The following is a 15,334-nucleotide window of genomic DNA, read 5'->3' on the forward strand; positions in this document are numbered from 1 at the left end:
GACTGTCTGCTAGGGACAGCTGCCCTGTTTGTTTCCATGCCATGTCGGTGTCTTTTGTTATGTGGTTGATTATAAAGCATTATATCATTTTAACGAACTTTTGTGTATCTGTTCGTGCAAAGGTTTCAATTATTTCGTGTGCTTGCGTGATGTATTTTTGAATGATGCGGCCTAAATAGAGTGAAGTTTTTGTTTCGGTTAAGATTTTTTATGGATGAGTGATTAAAAAATGATTAGACAGCGTCCTTATATTTCAAGTCAATATTTGTGCCGATTTTGGCAATTTAGTCAATGCTGCACTTGCAGGTGAACTTAAACAGAATGAAAACTTGTGATGAAAAGCTGGAAATAGGACGTACTTTGCAGCCTATGCTACAATTCGCAGTCTAGACCGAATACTGGTCTTTTTCTTTTATTTCGTTTTCTTTGGTTTCCAGGTTTTCATATGATTAAGTGGATCATTCTGGCGATTTTTATTCTTTCTGCACTTTATATTCAGCAACGTGGGAAGGTTCGTCACTCGTTTTATCGTCAATTTTTCGATCACTCAACGATTCTTGCGCCAATTAACTACCTCATGTACATGTTTTCAAAGGTACCGAATCAGCCATATATCGATACACAGCATTTTCAAGACTTAAAAGTGTTGGATGAAAACTGGGAAATGATTCGTGATGAAGCAAAAGCTTTATATGAAAAAGGCGGAATTAAAGCATCGAGCAGTTATGATGACTTGGGGTTTAACTCCTTTTTCAAAACAGGCTGGAAGCGTTTTTATCTGAAATGGTATGACTCTGCACATCCATCAGCCGCTGAACTTTGTCCAAAAACGACGGCGTTGCTGAAAACCTTGCCGACCATTAAAGCCGCGATGTTTACCGAGCTGGCACCTGACAGCCGTTTGGTTCGTCACCGTGACCCTTATGCGGGTTCATTGCGTTATCACTTGGGGTTGATCACACCGAATGATGATCGCTGCTTTATTGATGTGGATGGTGAGCGCTATTCATGGCGCGATGGTGAAAGCGTGGTCTTTGATGAAACTTATATTCACTATGCCGAAAACACCACTGATCAAAACCGCATTATTTTCTTTGCCGATGTCGAGCGTCCATTAAAGACACGCTTTATGGAACGTTTCAATCACTGGTTTGGTAAAAAAGTTATGACCGCTGCCAGCTCTCCAAATGAAGCAGGGGATCAAACGGGTGGACTGAATAAAGTCTTTGGTTATGTCTATCAAGTGCGGATCAAAGCTAAAGCCTTGAAGAAAACCAACCGTCAACTGTACTACTTCTTAAAGTGGTTCTTAATGCTCGGAATTTTCTTCCTGATCTTTGTTCGACCTTATGTGTTTTAAAGTACATTAAACGCCCTGAGGGGCGTTTTTTTATTTGGGCAGAAAAGGGGAAGCCTATCTGCCCTTTTGATTTTTCTATTTATTTCAAGGCTTACAGTGGATTTGAACCACGCATGGCTTTATGCTTTATCCAGTTAAAACTAAAAACAACATGAGCGCGTATCTCTTTCATTTTTAAGATCGCAACTTATAAGTTAGATAAAGCATGAGGTTTCAAGGTGCAAAAGTTTCTTGTAGTTAATTAATTTTACGTTGATTTAATATCTCTTGTCCTAATTCTTTCCAAATTTGCCATTTCATATCATTTGGATCAATTTCAGCAGTTTTAAGCAGAACTCCAAGTAATTCGGCGGGGTCACGCTGATCTAGGTTAGCAATTTCAAAAAGTGCGCCTAATTGGATGAGGTGACGTGTACGAGCTTTACGTTCAGCTTCCTTTTCCGCATTGAGTAATTTTCTAACAACGACTTTCTGTTTATTTGCTCGATCTATAGCTTTTTCAGCTTTGATAAGGGCATTTAATTTCTTTTCTTGTTCAGGTGTTCGGTACTGAATTTGAGCCAATTCCAATAGAAGTTTTTGAGCATCACTTGGATTCTTTAATGCAGAAATGTAGGTAATTTTTTCAGACAGCCATTCATTATTCATATTCAATTCCTTAATTCAGATACCGCAAAAGTACATGCTCAATTCTCAAAGAACGATAACAAAATAATTACGTCCAAGGTACGCAATTTTGTTAAAGTTCGTTCTAGATATTGTCGCCTGCACTTCCATCAAAATTTTGATGGCGCGCTTAGACGTTTCTCAATTTCATTGAGAAACCTAAGCACGTTAGGGATTTCATCCCTAAAACCCTGAAACTTCTTTTTTTAATTCAATTTTCAATTGAATTAAAAAAAGAAGTACCAAAGCTAGGAGCAACAGCATGCAACTAAAACAGGTCTTGGGAAAAATCAAAGATATTAGTTTTGGCGTGATCGCAGCACCGCTACTTATCATCATTATGATGTGGGCTTCGATACTTGATCAAAGAGCGTTTAAAAAAGAACGTAACCGAAAAAAGGAACAGGATAAGACCTAATGGCGATTGCTCGTTTAAGTGTCAAAGTCGGTAAGGCAGGCAAAGCAGCACCGCATGCCGAATATATTGATCGGGATGAAGAAAAGAAGCTGAAACAGGAGCAGGCAGAAACCGACCTTGAACATAGTGCCTATGGAAATATGCCGAAATGGGCTGAACATAATCCGATTACCTTTTGGCAGGCAGCCGACCTTTACGAGCGCAAAAATGGCAGTACCTATCGAGAATATGAAATTGCCCTACCTAGAGAAATGAATGCCGAGCAACGCTTAGAACTGGTTGAGGACTTCATTCAGTCCGAGATCGGCTCAAAATATCCGTATCAATTTGCGATTCATAACCCTAAAGCAATGGACGGCAACGATCAGCCCCACGTCCACCTGATGTTTAATGAACGTCTGCAAGATGGAATCGAACGAGATCCGGAGCAATATTTCAAACGCTATAACAGCAAGAATCCTGAACGTGGCGGAGCTAAAAAAGACAATACCGGCAAGAGTTACCAGGAACGAAAAACTGATATTAAAGACCTACGCCAAAGATGGGCAGATTTATGCAACAGCCATTTAGAAAAATACCAAATTGACAGCCGTATTGATATGCGAAGCTATAAAGAGCAAGGCATAGACAAAGAACCTGAAAAAAAATTATTACCAAGCCAAGCCAAAGACCCTGAAATCAGGGAAGCCTTGCAACAGTCACGTACAGCCTACAAAGAGCTTGAGCGACTAGACTTAGGCGACCCGAAAAAAGACCTGAAAGAACTCAAAGACAGCCCAATTTCAGACAAAGAAATTAAACAGGGTATTGAGAGCTTTAAGGCTGATTTTGACAGCTTCAAACAACTTGCCTTACAGCAGTACAAAGAACAGCAGAAATTAGAACGAGAGCAACAGAAAACCATGAGTTATAAGGGGATGAGCCGATGACACCTGATGAAAAAAAGTTATATGCACTGATGGCAGTTGCAGAACAACAGCAGAACCTAGTCAATCAGGCTGTTAAAGAGCTTCAAATCACCGAAGAACGCATTCAAAAGGTCATAGCAGGGCAAACCCATAGTACCGTATCAAAATCGCTAAATACGGGCTTACAGGAGGGTACAGCGGAGCTTATTAAGACCGCCAAAGCACTTGGACATTTAAAAAACTCGATTGAATCAACCAGTGATCAATTTTCATGGAAAATCATCACTATCGTTTTAGGCATTTTCGCCATTCTTATGCTTGGCATCATTTGGCTGTTTAGTGTTTATATCAAACCTTTAGAAAATATCCCGCAGATCGAGAGCCTAAGACAGCAAGGCATTCAGTTTGATCTTGGAAGCTGTAAAGTCGATGGAGAATCTAAAACGTGTGTCCGAGTGATGAAAGAACAGTGCGGATATGGAAATGCTAAAGATTTTTGCGTGATAGACCCTAAATAACAAACATCTGAAAAAGAAAAAGCCCATTCAGTATTGAAACTCAATGGGCTTTCGCTTTATATTCAGCGGTACGCAGTTATTTGATGCGCTAACATCAAGTAACGAAGATCAGCAGAGCTACCAACTCGTGCAGATTTCACCACAAGGCTTGTACCTGAACTCTATTTTCACAATAAACAGTGTTTAGATCAAGACTCAAAATGATAAGTCTTCGTTAATACGTGTTTTTAATCATCAAATAAGCATCATAGATCGAGCTTTGCCTGCTTCTGCGTGTCCGTTTTACGGATTGGCATGCGTTGCATGTGGAGGGAATAAGTGTCACTGGTGCAACGTAGCGATAGTCGAAAGGCTAAACCGCTACAGGGGAATCTCACAAAAGCGGAGCGTTAAGAGTAGTTGTATAGGTTGGTTAAGTTGTATGTTGGGGAAACCCTCGCAGAGATACCGCCATACTTCGACAGGGAGCGTGTGGGGAGAGGTGCAAGACCTTTAGTCCTTGTCTGCATAGTTTGCAAAGCTATGAACTAAATAATCAAAAATTTATTAATGAACTTGTTATAGAAGAAAATTTAGGAATGTTTTCGATATTGAAAACAAATCTATCGAACCAAGAATTGATCAAACATTTTCAGCCATTCTTACAAGCAGAATTACCAGCCGGCGAATTAGCATTGTTCAGATTTTATGATCCTTCAGTTATCAAATCATTAAATCGACTATTAGATAAAAAAAATTTAGATATTCTGTTAGAACCTATTGATGGTTGGTGGTATCAAGAAGTATCTGGTGATTTCAAGTTATTGGAGAGGATTTAGAATGGTTATCGAATTTACTAAAGAACAGCTTGAGGAATTTTCTGCAGATCGTGAAGAAAGTCTAGCCTTGTGGAACTGGAATCGGCTAAAAAACACTTATAGCGAACTGGCGATAAAGTATTTTAATAATAATGAAGATAGTGGACTAAAATTCCTGATTACTGCCCAAACAAAAATTCGAAAATATCTGGTAGGAATGGAAAATCATGCTGACTATGACAAATGGAGAGCGGCTTACGGAGAATTATGTTTTATTTTGAATAAAAATAATTTAGATGATGATCCATGGAATCGCAGTTTATTAATAAATAGATTATTTCCACCATTTCTTGCAATTGATATCTTAGCTGGAGTTTTACAAAGCTCTTTAAATTCTTCAGATAGTCAAAAATTCTATGAAGCATTGGAGAAAAAATCGTGGCAATAGCGGCTGATGCAGCAGATATTTTTGGTGGTTGGGGGGACAACTGCTGAAAAAGCTGCTGAAAGAGCAGGAACTGCAGCTAAAGTAGGAGCAAGAGCAAATCCTATAGGCGTAATATTAACTGGAATATTCACTCCATCCCCATTAGGAGATGGAACAATTACAGGCATGCTCAATCAAAGAATTGATCTGGCTGAAGAGGATATCGATAATAGTCGTTCGGGTATAACTCAAGAGCAAAAAGATCAAGCATTGGCAGCAAGTAAAGCGAAATCTAAGGAACTTGAGAGATCTTGTAATAGTTCTAATAAGGAGTGTAAGAACGAACAGCATAGTGGTCGTATACAGGCGCAGAATGCAAATAGAATGATTGTGACTGCAACTGAAGCAGGTAGCGTTTGGACAAATCACCCTTTTCCACCACCTTTAGTACTATGTAAACAATATGCACTTTCCATGCGTATTGCCATGCTAAAATTAGAAGGTCATAGCAAACCAGATACTAAAATAAAAAGTCCAGTTGATTATCACAAAGGTGCAACTCAAGCCTATAAAGCAATGATCGTTTGGATGGAAGCGAAGACACCATATGGAGTTTCTGTAGGTAAACATTCTTTTAGTTTTGCAGGTCGTCATTTTACTGGTGTTATTCCACCAGATTTTGATGCTAGAAGAATGGATATAGATATTTTGAAGGGCGAAATATTAAAAGGTTAAATAATGACGAATATAGAAAAGATAGTTAATTTTTTTAAGGATCACCCAAAATTTCCATTTTTACAGTGGGATAGAGAATATGACGATTATTGTAGTATGTATCTTTGTTTAAACAATATTTTAGAAGCATACATACCAAAAGAGCAGATTACAGCTTGGTCTGCTGCAAATGAATACTCTGATTTCAGAAGAAATCCAGATGGAGAGGTATATTATCCTTTGACAATTATTAATGATGCTATCGAAATAGTAATTCACTTAGGAATTTTAAAAGAAAATAAAGATGGTTTAGTCGATGTGAATTCATCAATTCAAATTAGTAGAGATGACAGATGGGGGGATCGTTGGGAAAATAATGCACCTGAAGATGAATGGTATAATGAAGTGGTGATTATGCTTGATCTGAACAATGCTGAGTCATTAAGAAAGACAGATTTTATCTTAAAGACAATTGTTCAAAAAAAACAAACTTATCATGATTTATTAAAGTTGAAAGATGGAACTCTATAAAAAATTAAATTAATTTTTAGTTTTGAAATATATCTTTAAATTATCGATAAGTTTCTTTTTAATAATTAGGCTATCTAGATTCAAGAGTTTGATGTGTGCTGAAATCACAGGACACTTCCACTTGGGAGATTCTAGGCAGCCAACTCGTAAAAGTCCTCTGCCATTTGATTTGGTGTCTTAAAACTCAGTCCTTTCTGGATTCTCTTCTGATTATAAAATAGCTCTATGTATTTTGTAATATCTGCTTTGGCTTCTCCCCTTGTTTTGTAGTTGCGATGGTGAACCAACCCGTTTTTGAGTATTCCTCAAAAGCTCTCAATCGGGGCATTATCGTAACAGTCTCCTTTTTTGCTCATTGAACCTTGAAATCCATATTTTTCAAGCATGTTTCGATATTCATGACTGCAATATTGGCTTCCTCTGTCTGAGCGCACAATTAGCCCATGTGATGGTTTGTGATTGCGAATTGCCATACTCAGCGCATTGCAAACTAGTTGCGCTGTCATTCGCTCACTTAAGCTATAACCAACGACCTGTCTAGTACAAAGGTCTTTTAAAGCAGCTAAGTACAACCAACCTTCAGCTGTCCATATGTACGTAATATCACTTGACCATGCAAGATTAGGTTTGGTCATTAAAAACTCTTGTTTGAGTAAATTGTCATAGATCGCTCGATTATGATCACTGTTCGTCGTTCTTTTAAAACGCCTATGGCGCTTACAATACAGCTGATTTAGCCTTTTTATACAACGGATTGCATACTCGCTAATTGGGATGCCTTGTGACTGTAAATACCTCGTTAAGCGAATATGACCATAACTTTCTTTAGTTTCTTGATGAGCTATTTTGACTAAGATCGTCTGCTGATTTCTTTGAACAACTCTTTTGCTCATGCCTCATTTTAACCAGTCATAAAAACTTGAAATTGAAACTTTGAGCAGTCTAGCCATCATCGTTGTTGGATAGGTGTTTGTGTTCTCTTTCATGTAATCGTACCTTACTGATGGTCCTTGGCAAAGTACGCTGCTGCTTTTTTTAGAAATTCTCTTTCCATTTCCGCAGTTTTGAGTTGCTGTTTGAGTTTCTTATTTTGTTCGAGTAGAGCAACGAGATCAGGCGAATATTGTTGTGTGCCTACTAATGTTCCAGCTTTTGCTTTGTTGTACCAATTTGAAAGGGTCTGCATTGAAATACCAAGCTGTCGAGCAGTTTCAGAGACATTTCCTTTATTTGATTCAATAGCTTTAATTGCTTCAGCTTTGAATTCCACTGTATAAATTTTTGTTTTTTGCTCATGGTAAACTCCTAATGAGTATGTGTAGTTTACCAAGTTAAAGTCTCCGTTTTTATCAGCACTCATCAAAAGAACATTCTACTCATAAAGCTACAAGGGTTTGGACTGATAAAGACATTAGTATCGTTGTTAATAATAAATAATTGGAAATTTATTTATGTTGGAATTTAAGTTTAATCGTAGACAACAATTTTTAGATGAAAGTTACTATAAGTCTACGAGGAGTGAACTTGTCAGTGCTATAGAAAGTTTTCTAAGCGAATCAAATAATGATGAAGATATCGAAGCAGGATGGATAGACTCTTATTCGATAGCATCTAGGTATCAGTTTGATTTGTTTATTTTGGATTATACTGCTGGTAAACCAATTGAATATTTACGTTTAGAATTTGATAAAGTAATTGAATTATTCAAGGTACTTTCTATAAAACAAAGAGCCTATTATAAAGATAATAATTTTAGTGTTTTTGATATTGAAATTTTAGATGACTATTGTGTATATATATGGATTATCAGCCTTTGTTATTTATTAAAAAGAACTGACTTACTACCGTTGGTAGCTAACCTTGTTGATGGAGAGGATCAAGAAAATGGAGGGAAAGATTGGATTGTAGAGGAATTTTTGGCTTTTAATGACGATAACCGTTTTGATTGTTCAGATGTCCTTTTTTCAAATCCTTATTTTGAGTTATCCAATGCATTTGTGACCCAAGATAATAAAGTTTCAGTCAAGCATTTAAACAAATTCTTGAAAAAATGGTATAAAGATTTATCTGGAGCTCCATGGCATGATACCCATAAATCAGAGGGTGGATATTATGGATATTGGGCTTTTGAAGCAGCTTGTGCTGTTATTCTATTAGAAATAGAAAATGATAAAGAATTTCATGAATACCTCTATTATCCTAAAGACTTAATAGAGTTCTATCGTACATTTAAACCTAGTAGTGCTGAAATTGACCTCCTAACTAAATATCAAAAAGTATCAATTCAAGCAGGTGAAAAATGTCCTCAATCGGGATATTGGTTCACTGTAGCTAAGGAAAACACTCGTAAATACTTTAAACAAGGGGAAATTTTCCCTGATTTTGAAAGTGATTGGGGGGATGTATATTGGCAGTTTGACGGTGAAGAATAAGTGAAAATATACCTTCGGGGCAGTTTTGGGCATAAAATGGATTTAGTTAATATAAAAAGACAACAATTTCTTACACCTCAAATGTATGAAACATTAAAGGCGGAAACTCTGAACACTATTGAAACTTTTAAAGTAAATCCTACAGGCGTTGGTGATTCACTAGAAGAAAGATGGGTATACTCTTATGCTATCGTAGCAAAGAACTATTTAAATCTACTTTTATTGGAATATACAGCTGGCAATAGTTTACCTTTTATTAGAAGCCAACTTGAAATAGTTATTGACTATTATGAGCAATATGGAAGTAAATTAAGAAGTTATCATAAAAATATAAAATTACCAGTTTTTGAATTATTTACTATTGATGGCTATTGTCCATGTATTTGGTTAATCAGTTTGTGTTATTTACTCCACCGAAAGGATTTACTACCTAGAGTTGCGAAATTAATTGACGGAGAAATGAGAGAAAATGTTGCTCAAGATTGGCTAATTGAAGAGTATTTATCTTTTTCAGATGAAAATAGATATGATTGTTCAACAGTTTTAGTTCCAAAGCCTTACTTATTATTATGTGAAGCATTTTCGAATCAAGATAATGAAATTTCTTTAGTTTTTGTTCGTAAGTTTTTAAAGAATTGGTACAAAGATTTATCAGGTGCACCTTGGCATGATACTCATAAATCTGAAGGCGGTTATTATGGATATTGGGCTTTTGAAGCAGCTTGCGCTGTTATTCTGTTAGAGGTAGAGAATGATACTGTCTTACATGAATACTTATATTACCCTAAAGATTTGGTTGAATTTTATCACAAATTAAAGCTCAAAACTTCAGTAATAAATTTTCTTGAAAATCATAATAAATTTTCAATTAAAGCTGGGGAAAAATGTCCTCAACAGGGTTATTGGTTTACAGTTGCTAAAGTGAACTCACGTCAATACTTTAACTTGGGAGATGTTTTTCCTGATTTTGAAAGTGATTGGGGCGATGTGTATTGGCAGTTTGATGGTGAAGAGTAATTTATGCCTTCGGGGCTTGATAATCTTGGATCTCTAAAAAATAGAAGTATAAATTAACGAATATTTTATGAGTACAGTACAACTTTATTTAAATGAACAAGAAATAGCTGAATTGGCTCAAGATATTCCTCAGGATACTTCCATAATTTATGGAGAGGAAAAGAAAGAGTTTGGGGTTTGTCCTTATATCACCTTTTATCTTTTCCATTCGGCCGATAAAGTAGAAGAAATTATAAATAAAATAATTGATATTTATGAAGATTTTGAAAAAAATATTATAGATAAACCATTTAAATTACGTTATAGAGATGATATAGAGGTTTGGAAAAAATCGGAAAAATGGTCAAATAATAGATCTGAGCTTATAGAATTAATGCATAAAAACTATAAAAATCATTTAGTGTATTTTATAGGTGCAACATCAGGTGATAGCCGTGACCAAAGTGCTCGTTGGGCGCTAGAAAGTAAAATCTGTATTCATACAAAAGAATATTCAGTTTTAAAACTAAGTTTCGGTGATAAATGGTATAGATCGAATCAAATTGTTTGGCACTCCTTTGTTCAAAAATGTCTGGAACAACTTAATCCAATTCAAGCTTATAGTGGTTATGAAATAGGAAACACAGGACAATTTGCATTTGTATCTCCAGAGTTTGAAACAGTTGAACGGACTTTCACGGAGTATTTTTACGGGCTCGATATTGATCATCCTGGTATGGAGTTTTCTCATGAAAATATGTTTATTGCAGAAGATCGGGATGGGTTAGGTGGTGGAATTCGTACGCCTACATGGTGCTTTTTACTTTCTCCCTACTGGCTAGAGAAACTAGGTTTAAGTGAACAACAAATTCGCGAAAAACTAAATGATCCACGTATAGAAATTACCAAAATAGAAAATTCAGAAAAAATTAATCAATTTAGTCTATGGATTCGTCTAGGCGAACTCTCACTTTATCCTGTTGAAGAAGGTGTACCAGATTTATTGGTGATTGCAAATGAACTAATTAAACCGATACGTTGTGATAACTTAAAACTGACCACTTTGGATGCGTGGTCAGATGATCCAAATCCACGTTTTGATGCCGTAAGTTCAAAGCAATGGATAGCACGATTTGATGAAGACAGCACTTGGCCTGAATTAAAACGAGTGAAAGTTGAAGTTCAAGAACCAGAAAGAATAGATATTGTTATTGCCGGTAGCCCATGTCCTCATGCAGGATATTGGTATACTTTTGCTAAAGAAAACTCACGTCAATATTTTAAACAAAGTGATATATTCCCTGATTTTGAAAGTGATTGGGGTGATGTGTATTGGCAGTTTGATGGTGAAGAATAAGTGAAAATATGCACTTTGGGGCAGTTTTTGGGCATAAAATGGATTTAGTTAATAAAAAAAGACAAAAATTTCTGACACCTCAAATGTATGAAACATTAAAGGTGGAAACTCTAGACACTATTGAAACTTTTAAAGTTAATCCTACAGGTGTTGGTGATTCACTGGAAGAAAGATGGGTATATTCTTATGCTATAGTAGCAGAAAACTATTTAAATCTACTTTTATTGGAATATACAGTTGGTAATAGTTTACCTTTCATTAGAAGCCAACTTGAAATAGTTATTGACTATTATGAGCAATATGGAAATAAATTAAGAAGTTATCATAAAAATATAAACCTACCAGTTTTTGAATTATTTACTGTTGATGGCTATTGTCCATGTATTTGGTTAATCAGTTTGTGTTATTTACTCCACCGAAAGGATTTACTACCTAGAGTTGCGAAATTAATTGACGGAGAAATGAGAGAAAATGTTGCTCAAGATTGGCTAATTGAAGAGTATTTATCTTTTTCAGATGAAAATAGATATGATTGTTCAACAGTATTAGTACCAAAACCTTACTTATTATTATGTGAAGCCTTTTCAAATCAAGATAATGAAATTTCTTTAGCTTTTGTCCGTAAGTTTTTAAAGAATTGGTACAAAGATTTATCAGGTGCACCTTGGCATGATACTCATAAATCTGAAGGCGGTTATTATGGATATTGGGCTTTTGAAGCAGCTTGCGCTGTTATTCTATTAGAAATAGAAAATGATAAAGAATTTCATGAATACCTCTATTATCCTAAAGACTTAATAGAGTTCTATCGTACATTTAAACCTAGTAGTGCTGAAATTGACCTCCTAACTAAATATCAAAAAGTATCAATTCAAGCAGGTGAAAAATGTCCTCAATCGGGATATTGGTTCACTGTAGCTAAGGAAAACACTCGTAAATACTTTAAACAAGGGGAAATTTTCCCTGATTTTGAAAGTGATTGGGGGGATGTGTACTGGCAGTATGATGGGGATGAATGATTTATGCCCTTCGGGGCATTCTTTTAAATAAAAACAATAATTTTCACTTTTACGTTATTCTGGAGATGCTACGCCAAAGGATCAAAGTAAAGCCCAAACTCAAGGGAATACAAGAGGTAGAAGAGGAAATTAATATAATGAGTACAGTACAACTTTATTTAAATGAACAAGAAATAGCTGAATTGGCTCGAGATATTCCTCAGGATACTTCCATAATTTATGGAGAGGAAAAGAAAGAGTTTGGTATTTGCCCCTATATCACTTTGTACATGCATCAAGAAAATGCTGAAGATCTACTAAATAAAGTTTTAGATATTTATATTGAATTTGAAAAATCCATAATAGATAAACCTTTTCAATTAAGGTTTAGGAGTGACACTGAGGTTTGGAAAAAGGCTGATAAATGGATTAGAAGCCGAGATGAGCTTTTAGTTGAAATGCATAAAATCTTTAAAAAATATTTTGTATATTTTATAGGTGCAACATCAGCCGAGGCGGATACACAGAGTGCACGTTGGGCTTTAGAAAGTAATATTCGAGACTCAAATGAGCGCTATTCTAGTATTAAATTAACTTTTGGCGATCAATGGTATAAAACCAATAAGATAGTTTGGCACACTTTTGTTGAAAAAATTTTAAGACAACTCAATCCAATACAAGCTTATAGCGGTTATGAAATAGGTAATACTGGACAGTTTTCTTATATTTCACCTGAGTTCGAAACTGTTGAACGCACATTTTCAGATTATTTTTATGGACTCGATATTGATCATCCTGGTATGGAGTTTTCTCATGAAAATATGTTTATTGCAGAAGATCGGGATGGGTTAGGTGGTGGAATTCGTACGCCTACATGGTGCTTTTTACTTTCCCCCTACTGGCTAGAGAAACTAGACTTGAGTGAAGAACAAATTCGTGAAAAACTAAATGATCCACGAATTGAAATTACTAAAATTATAGACCCAGAAGATTCAACAAAATACAGCTTATGGATACGTTTGGGAGAGCTTTCACTTTATCCAGTTGAAGCAGGTGTTCCTGATTTATTGGTGATGGCAAATGAACTAATTAAACCGATACGTTGTGATAACTTAAAACTGACCACTTTGGATGCGTGGTCAGATGATCCAAATCCACGTTTTGATGCCGTAAGTTCAAAGCAATGGATTGCACGATTTGATGAAGACAGCACTTGGCCTGAATTAAAACGAGTGGAAGTTGAAGTTCAAGAACCAGAAAGAATAGATATTGTTATTGCCGGTAGTCCATGTCCTCACGAAGGTAATTGGTATACTTTTGCTAAAGAAAACTCACGTCAATATTTTAAACAAGGAGATATATTCCCTAATTTTGAAAGTGATTGGGGTGATGTGTACTGGCAGTTTGATGGTGAAGAATGATTTATGCCTTTCGTGGCATTAATTTTAGGATTAATATGAGTTTCGATAAATATAAAAGACAGATTTTTTTAACTGAAGACTATTATAAAAGTGCCTATGATTTTTATATCGAAGATATTGATTTTTGGAAAGAAAGTGATGCATTTGAGGATGATGAGTATAATTGCGGCGAAAATAGAAGATGGAATTTAATAACACATGATTATTCTTTTCTACTTTACCTTGTATACACAGCAGGAAAATCTATAGGGGAAGTTATCCCCTTATTTGAAAAAGTTATAGAAGGCTTTGAAAAACAATCTGAAGCCTTAGCTATCTTCCATAAGTCAAAAAAATCTTCTGTCATTCCAACTCAAAATGAAACGTTAAATATACTTGGTCTGGCTTTTTTATTAAATCGAAATGATTTGTTTGATCGTATTCATTCTTTAGTCAATGGTGAGGGTGAAAGTCATACGGGTGAAGATGAGGTTATTAATAAATTTTTTAAACTTAATGATCCTTCACATCCAACATTTAACGAAGGAAATTTATTTGCATTAGGTTATTCAAAACTATGTGATGTGATTGATAATGTGCTAGTTAAAAATAATAAAGAAACTGCTGTTAAATATTTAGATGAATACTTAGCTGATTGGTATCAAATGAATAAAAATGCACTTTGGTTTAATAGTCATCTAGAGCCTGCAGAAGAACTAAAATATTGTGGTTATTGGTCTTTTGAAGCAGCAGCTCTTGTTTATTTACTAGATTTGGATGACACTCCTCTACACAAGCATTTATTCTATCCTAAAGATATAGTTGCATGGGCTCGTAAAAATAATACTCAATCTGAAGTAACCCAAGAGAATCTAACTGTAATAAAAGTCAAAGCTGGCGAAAAATCCCCAAATCGGGCTATTGGACAACCCCAGTACAAGTGGATTCACGCGTTCATGTGTTAAGAGGTGAAATGTTACCAACACTTTCTGAAACAGATTGGGGTGAAGTGTACTGGCAGTTTGATGGTGAAGAATAAATAAAACATGCCCTTCGTGGCATTAATTTTAGGATTAATATGAGTTTCGATAAATATAAAAGACAGCAATTTTTAACTGAAGAGTATTATTTAAAGACTACAGAGTACAATGAAGAAGGAATACCCTTATATTTAGAAAGTGATGCATTTGAAGATGATCAATATAATTGTGGAGAAGCTTCGAGATGGGAATCTATTACATGGATCTATCAATCTTTATTATATCTTCATTATACTGCAGGAAAGCCAATAGAAGAAATATCTCCATTATTTGAAAAAGTAATAGAAGGTTATGAAAAACAAGCAGAAGCATTAGGAGTTTTTAAAGCAAGTAAAAAGCCAGTTGTTATTGGTGGTGAAGGTGGTTTTATTGCATTAACTACAATCAGCTTAGCAGTATTGCTAAATAAAAATAATTTATTATCTACAATTAAACAATTAAACAATTAAACAATTAAACAATTAAACAATTAAACAATTAAACAATTAAACAATTAAACAATTAAACAATTAATCAATGGCGAGGATGGAGGAACTTTTAGTGAAGATGAAGTGATTAATAAGTTTTTAAAACTAACGGATTCTAATCATCCAGATACTGAAAGAGATGGGATATATAGTTATAATTTTTCAATATTATGCGATGTGGTAATCCTCCCATAAATAACCGAAGTTAAAAGTAGAGGTTAAGCAGCCATTAGAGGTGGCCTTCCTTTGTTTGCTTGGTGTGGTCTTTCATAGTTGTAATGCCACAGCCAACTCGTTGCATAATC

General features: G+C 35.3%; 16 protein-coding genes and 1 pseudogene. 15 read left to right on the forward strand and 2 right to left on the reverse strand.

Annotation, left to right across the window (positions count from 1 at the left end; all coding sequences use genetic code 11):
- Positions 1–445: 445 nt before the first annotated feature.
- Complete coding sequence (lpxO, locus tag FTU34_RS16325; RefSeq protein WP_125273387.1) at positions 446–1,360, forward strand: lipid A hydroxylase LpxO; 915 nt, start codon at positions 446–448, stop codon at positions 1,358–1,360.
- Positions 1,361–1,597: 237 nt separating this feature from the next.
- On the opposite strand, the gene FTU34_RS16330 is transcribed toward lpxO, so the two are convergent.
- A complete protein-coding gene (locus tag FTU34_RS16330) occupies positions 1,598–2,008 on the reverse strand; it encodes a conjugal transfer protein TraD (RefSeq protein WP_179995789.1) in 411 nt (136 codons plus the stop codon).
- A 280-nt stretch (positions 2,009–2,288) separates the two neighbouring features.
- On the opposite strand from FTU34_RS16330, the gene FTU34_RS16335 reads away from it, so the two are divergent.
- From FTU34_RS16335 to FTU34_RS16365, 7 genes are all read left to right on the forward strand, one after another.
- Positions 2,289–2,444: a hypothetical protein gene (locus FTU34_RS16335; RefSeq protein ID WP_004847148.1), complete on the forward strand. Its 156-nt coding sequence runs from the start codon at positions 2,289–2,291 to the stop codon at positions 2,442–2,444.
- Positions 2,444–3,373, forward strand: a complete 930-nt coding sequence (locus FTU34_RS16340) for a MobA/MobL family protein (protein ID WP_180036175.1) — start codon at positions 2,444–2,446, stop codon at positions 3,371–3,373. Before FTU34_RS16335 ends, FTU34_RS16340 begins: the two co-directional genes overlap by 1 nt.
- Positions 3,370–3,870, forward strand: coding sequence for a hypothetical protein (locus tag FTU34_RS16345; RefSeq protein ID WP_179991827.1), 501 nt, complete (start codon positions 3,370–3,372; stop codon positions 3,868–3,870). The genes FTU34_RS16340 and FTU34_RS16345 overlap by 4 nt, the downstream gene beginning before the upstream one ends.
- Positions 3,871–4,322: 452 nt before the next feature.
- Positions 4,323–4,688: a DUF4123 domain-containing protein gene (locus FTU34_RS16350; protein ID WP_180036177.1), complete on the forward strand. Its 366-nt coding sequence runs from the start codon at positions 4,323–4,325 to the stop codon at positions 4,686–4,688.
- A 1-nt stretch (position 4,689) separates the two neighbouring features.
- Positions 4,690–5,115 carry a hypothetical protein gene (locus FTU34_RS16355; RefSeq protein ID WP_111885352.1) on the forward strand — a complete coding sequence of 142 codons (426 nt, stop codon included), beginning with the start codon at positions 4,690–4,692 and terminating at the stop codon, positions 5,113–5,115.
- Positions 5,116–5,121: 6 nt separating this feature from the next.
- The gene (locus tag FTU34_RS16360) at positions 5,122–5,829 is read left to right on the forward strand and encodes a hypothetical protein (RefSeq protein ID WP_249735189.1); all 708 of its coding nucleotides are present in this window, start codon (positions 5,122–5,124) and stop codon (positions 5,827–5,829) included.
- Positions 5,830–5,832: 3 nt separating this feature from the next.
- Positions 5,833–6,339 (forward strand): hypothetical protein, encoded by a 507-nt coding sequence (locus FTU34_RS16365; RefSeq protein ID WP_180036174.1) that lies wholly within the window; start codon positions 5,833–5,835, stop codon positions 6,337–6,339.
- Positions 6,340–6,470: 131 nt separating this feature from the next.
- Here FTU34_RS16365 and FTU34_RS16370 read toward each other — a convergent pair.
- A pseudogene (locus FTU34_RS16370) lies at positions 6,471–7,669 on the reverse strand (IS3 family transposase).
- Between the two features lie 121 nt (positions 7,670–7,790).
- Here FTU34_RS16370 and FTU34_RS16375 point away from each other — a divergent pair.
- The 7 genes from FTU34_RS16375 to FTU34_RS16405 all read left to right on the forward strand — a co-directional run bounded on the left by FTU34_RS16375 (position 7,791) and on the right by FTU34_RS16405 (position 15,011).
- Positions 7,791–8,771, forward strand: coding sequence for a PoNe immunity protein domain-containing protein (locus FTU34_RS16375; RefSeq protein ID WP_180036173.1), 981 nt, complete (start codon positions 7,791–7,793; stop codon positions 8,769–8,771).
- Positions 8,772–8,807: 36 nt separating this feature from the next.
- Positions 8,808–9,788 (forward strand): PoNe immunity protein domain-containing protein, encoded by a 981-nt coding sequence (locus FTU34_RS16380; RefSeq protein WP_111885348.1) that lies wholly within the window; start codon positions 8,808–8,810, stop codon positions 9,786–9,788.
- Positions 9,789–9,855: 67 nt separating this feature from the next.
- On the forward strand, positions 9,856–11,124 hold the full coding sequence (locus FTU34_RS16385) for a type VI immunity family protein (RefSeq protein ID WP_180036172.1): 1,269 nt from the start codon (positions 9,856–9,858) through the stop codon (positions 11,122–11,124).
- Between the two features lie 38 nt (positions 11,125–11,162).
- A complete protein-coding gene (locus tag FTU34_RS16390; protein WP_180036171.1) occupies positions 11,163–12,143 on the forward strand; it encodes a PoNe immunity protein domain-containing protein in 981 nt (326 codons plus the stop codon).
- 137 nt (positions 12,144–12,280) lie between these two features.
- Positions 12,281–13,543 (forward strand): type VI immunity family protein, encoded by a 1,263-nt coding sequence (locus FTU34_RS16395; protein ID WP_180036176.1) that lies wholly within the window; start codon positions 12,281–12,283, stop codon positions 13,541–13,543.
- 35 nt (positions 13,544–13,578) lie between these two features.
- The gene (locus FTU34_RS16400) at positions 13,579–14,487 is read left to right on the forward strand and encodes a PoNe immunity protein domain-containing protein (RefSeq protein WP_249735185.1); all 909 of its coding nucleotides are present in this window, start codon (positions 13,579–13,581) and stop codon (positions 14,485–14,487) included.
- A 113-nt stretch (positions 14,488–14,600) separates the two neighbouring features.
- Positions 14,601–15,011 carry a DUF1910 domain-containing protein gene (locus FTU34_RS16405; RefSeq protein WP_257226314.1) on the forward strand — a complete coding sequence of 137 codons (411 nt, stop codon included), beginning with the start codon at positions 14,601–14,603 and terminating at the stop codon, positions 15,009–15,011.
- The last annotated feature ends 323 nt before the right edge of the window (positions 15,012–15,334 follow it).

It is taken from the genome of Acinetobacter sp. YH12094, from assembly GCF_013419295.1.
Classification (GTDB): Bacteria; Pseudomonadota; Gammaproteobacteria; order Pseudomonadales; family Moraxellaceae; genus Acinetobacter; species Acinetobacter amyesii.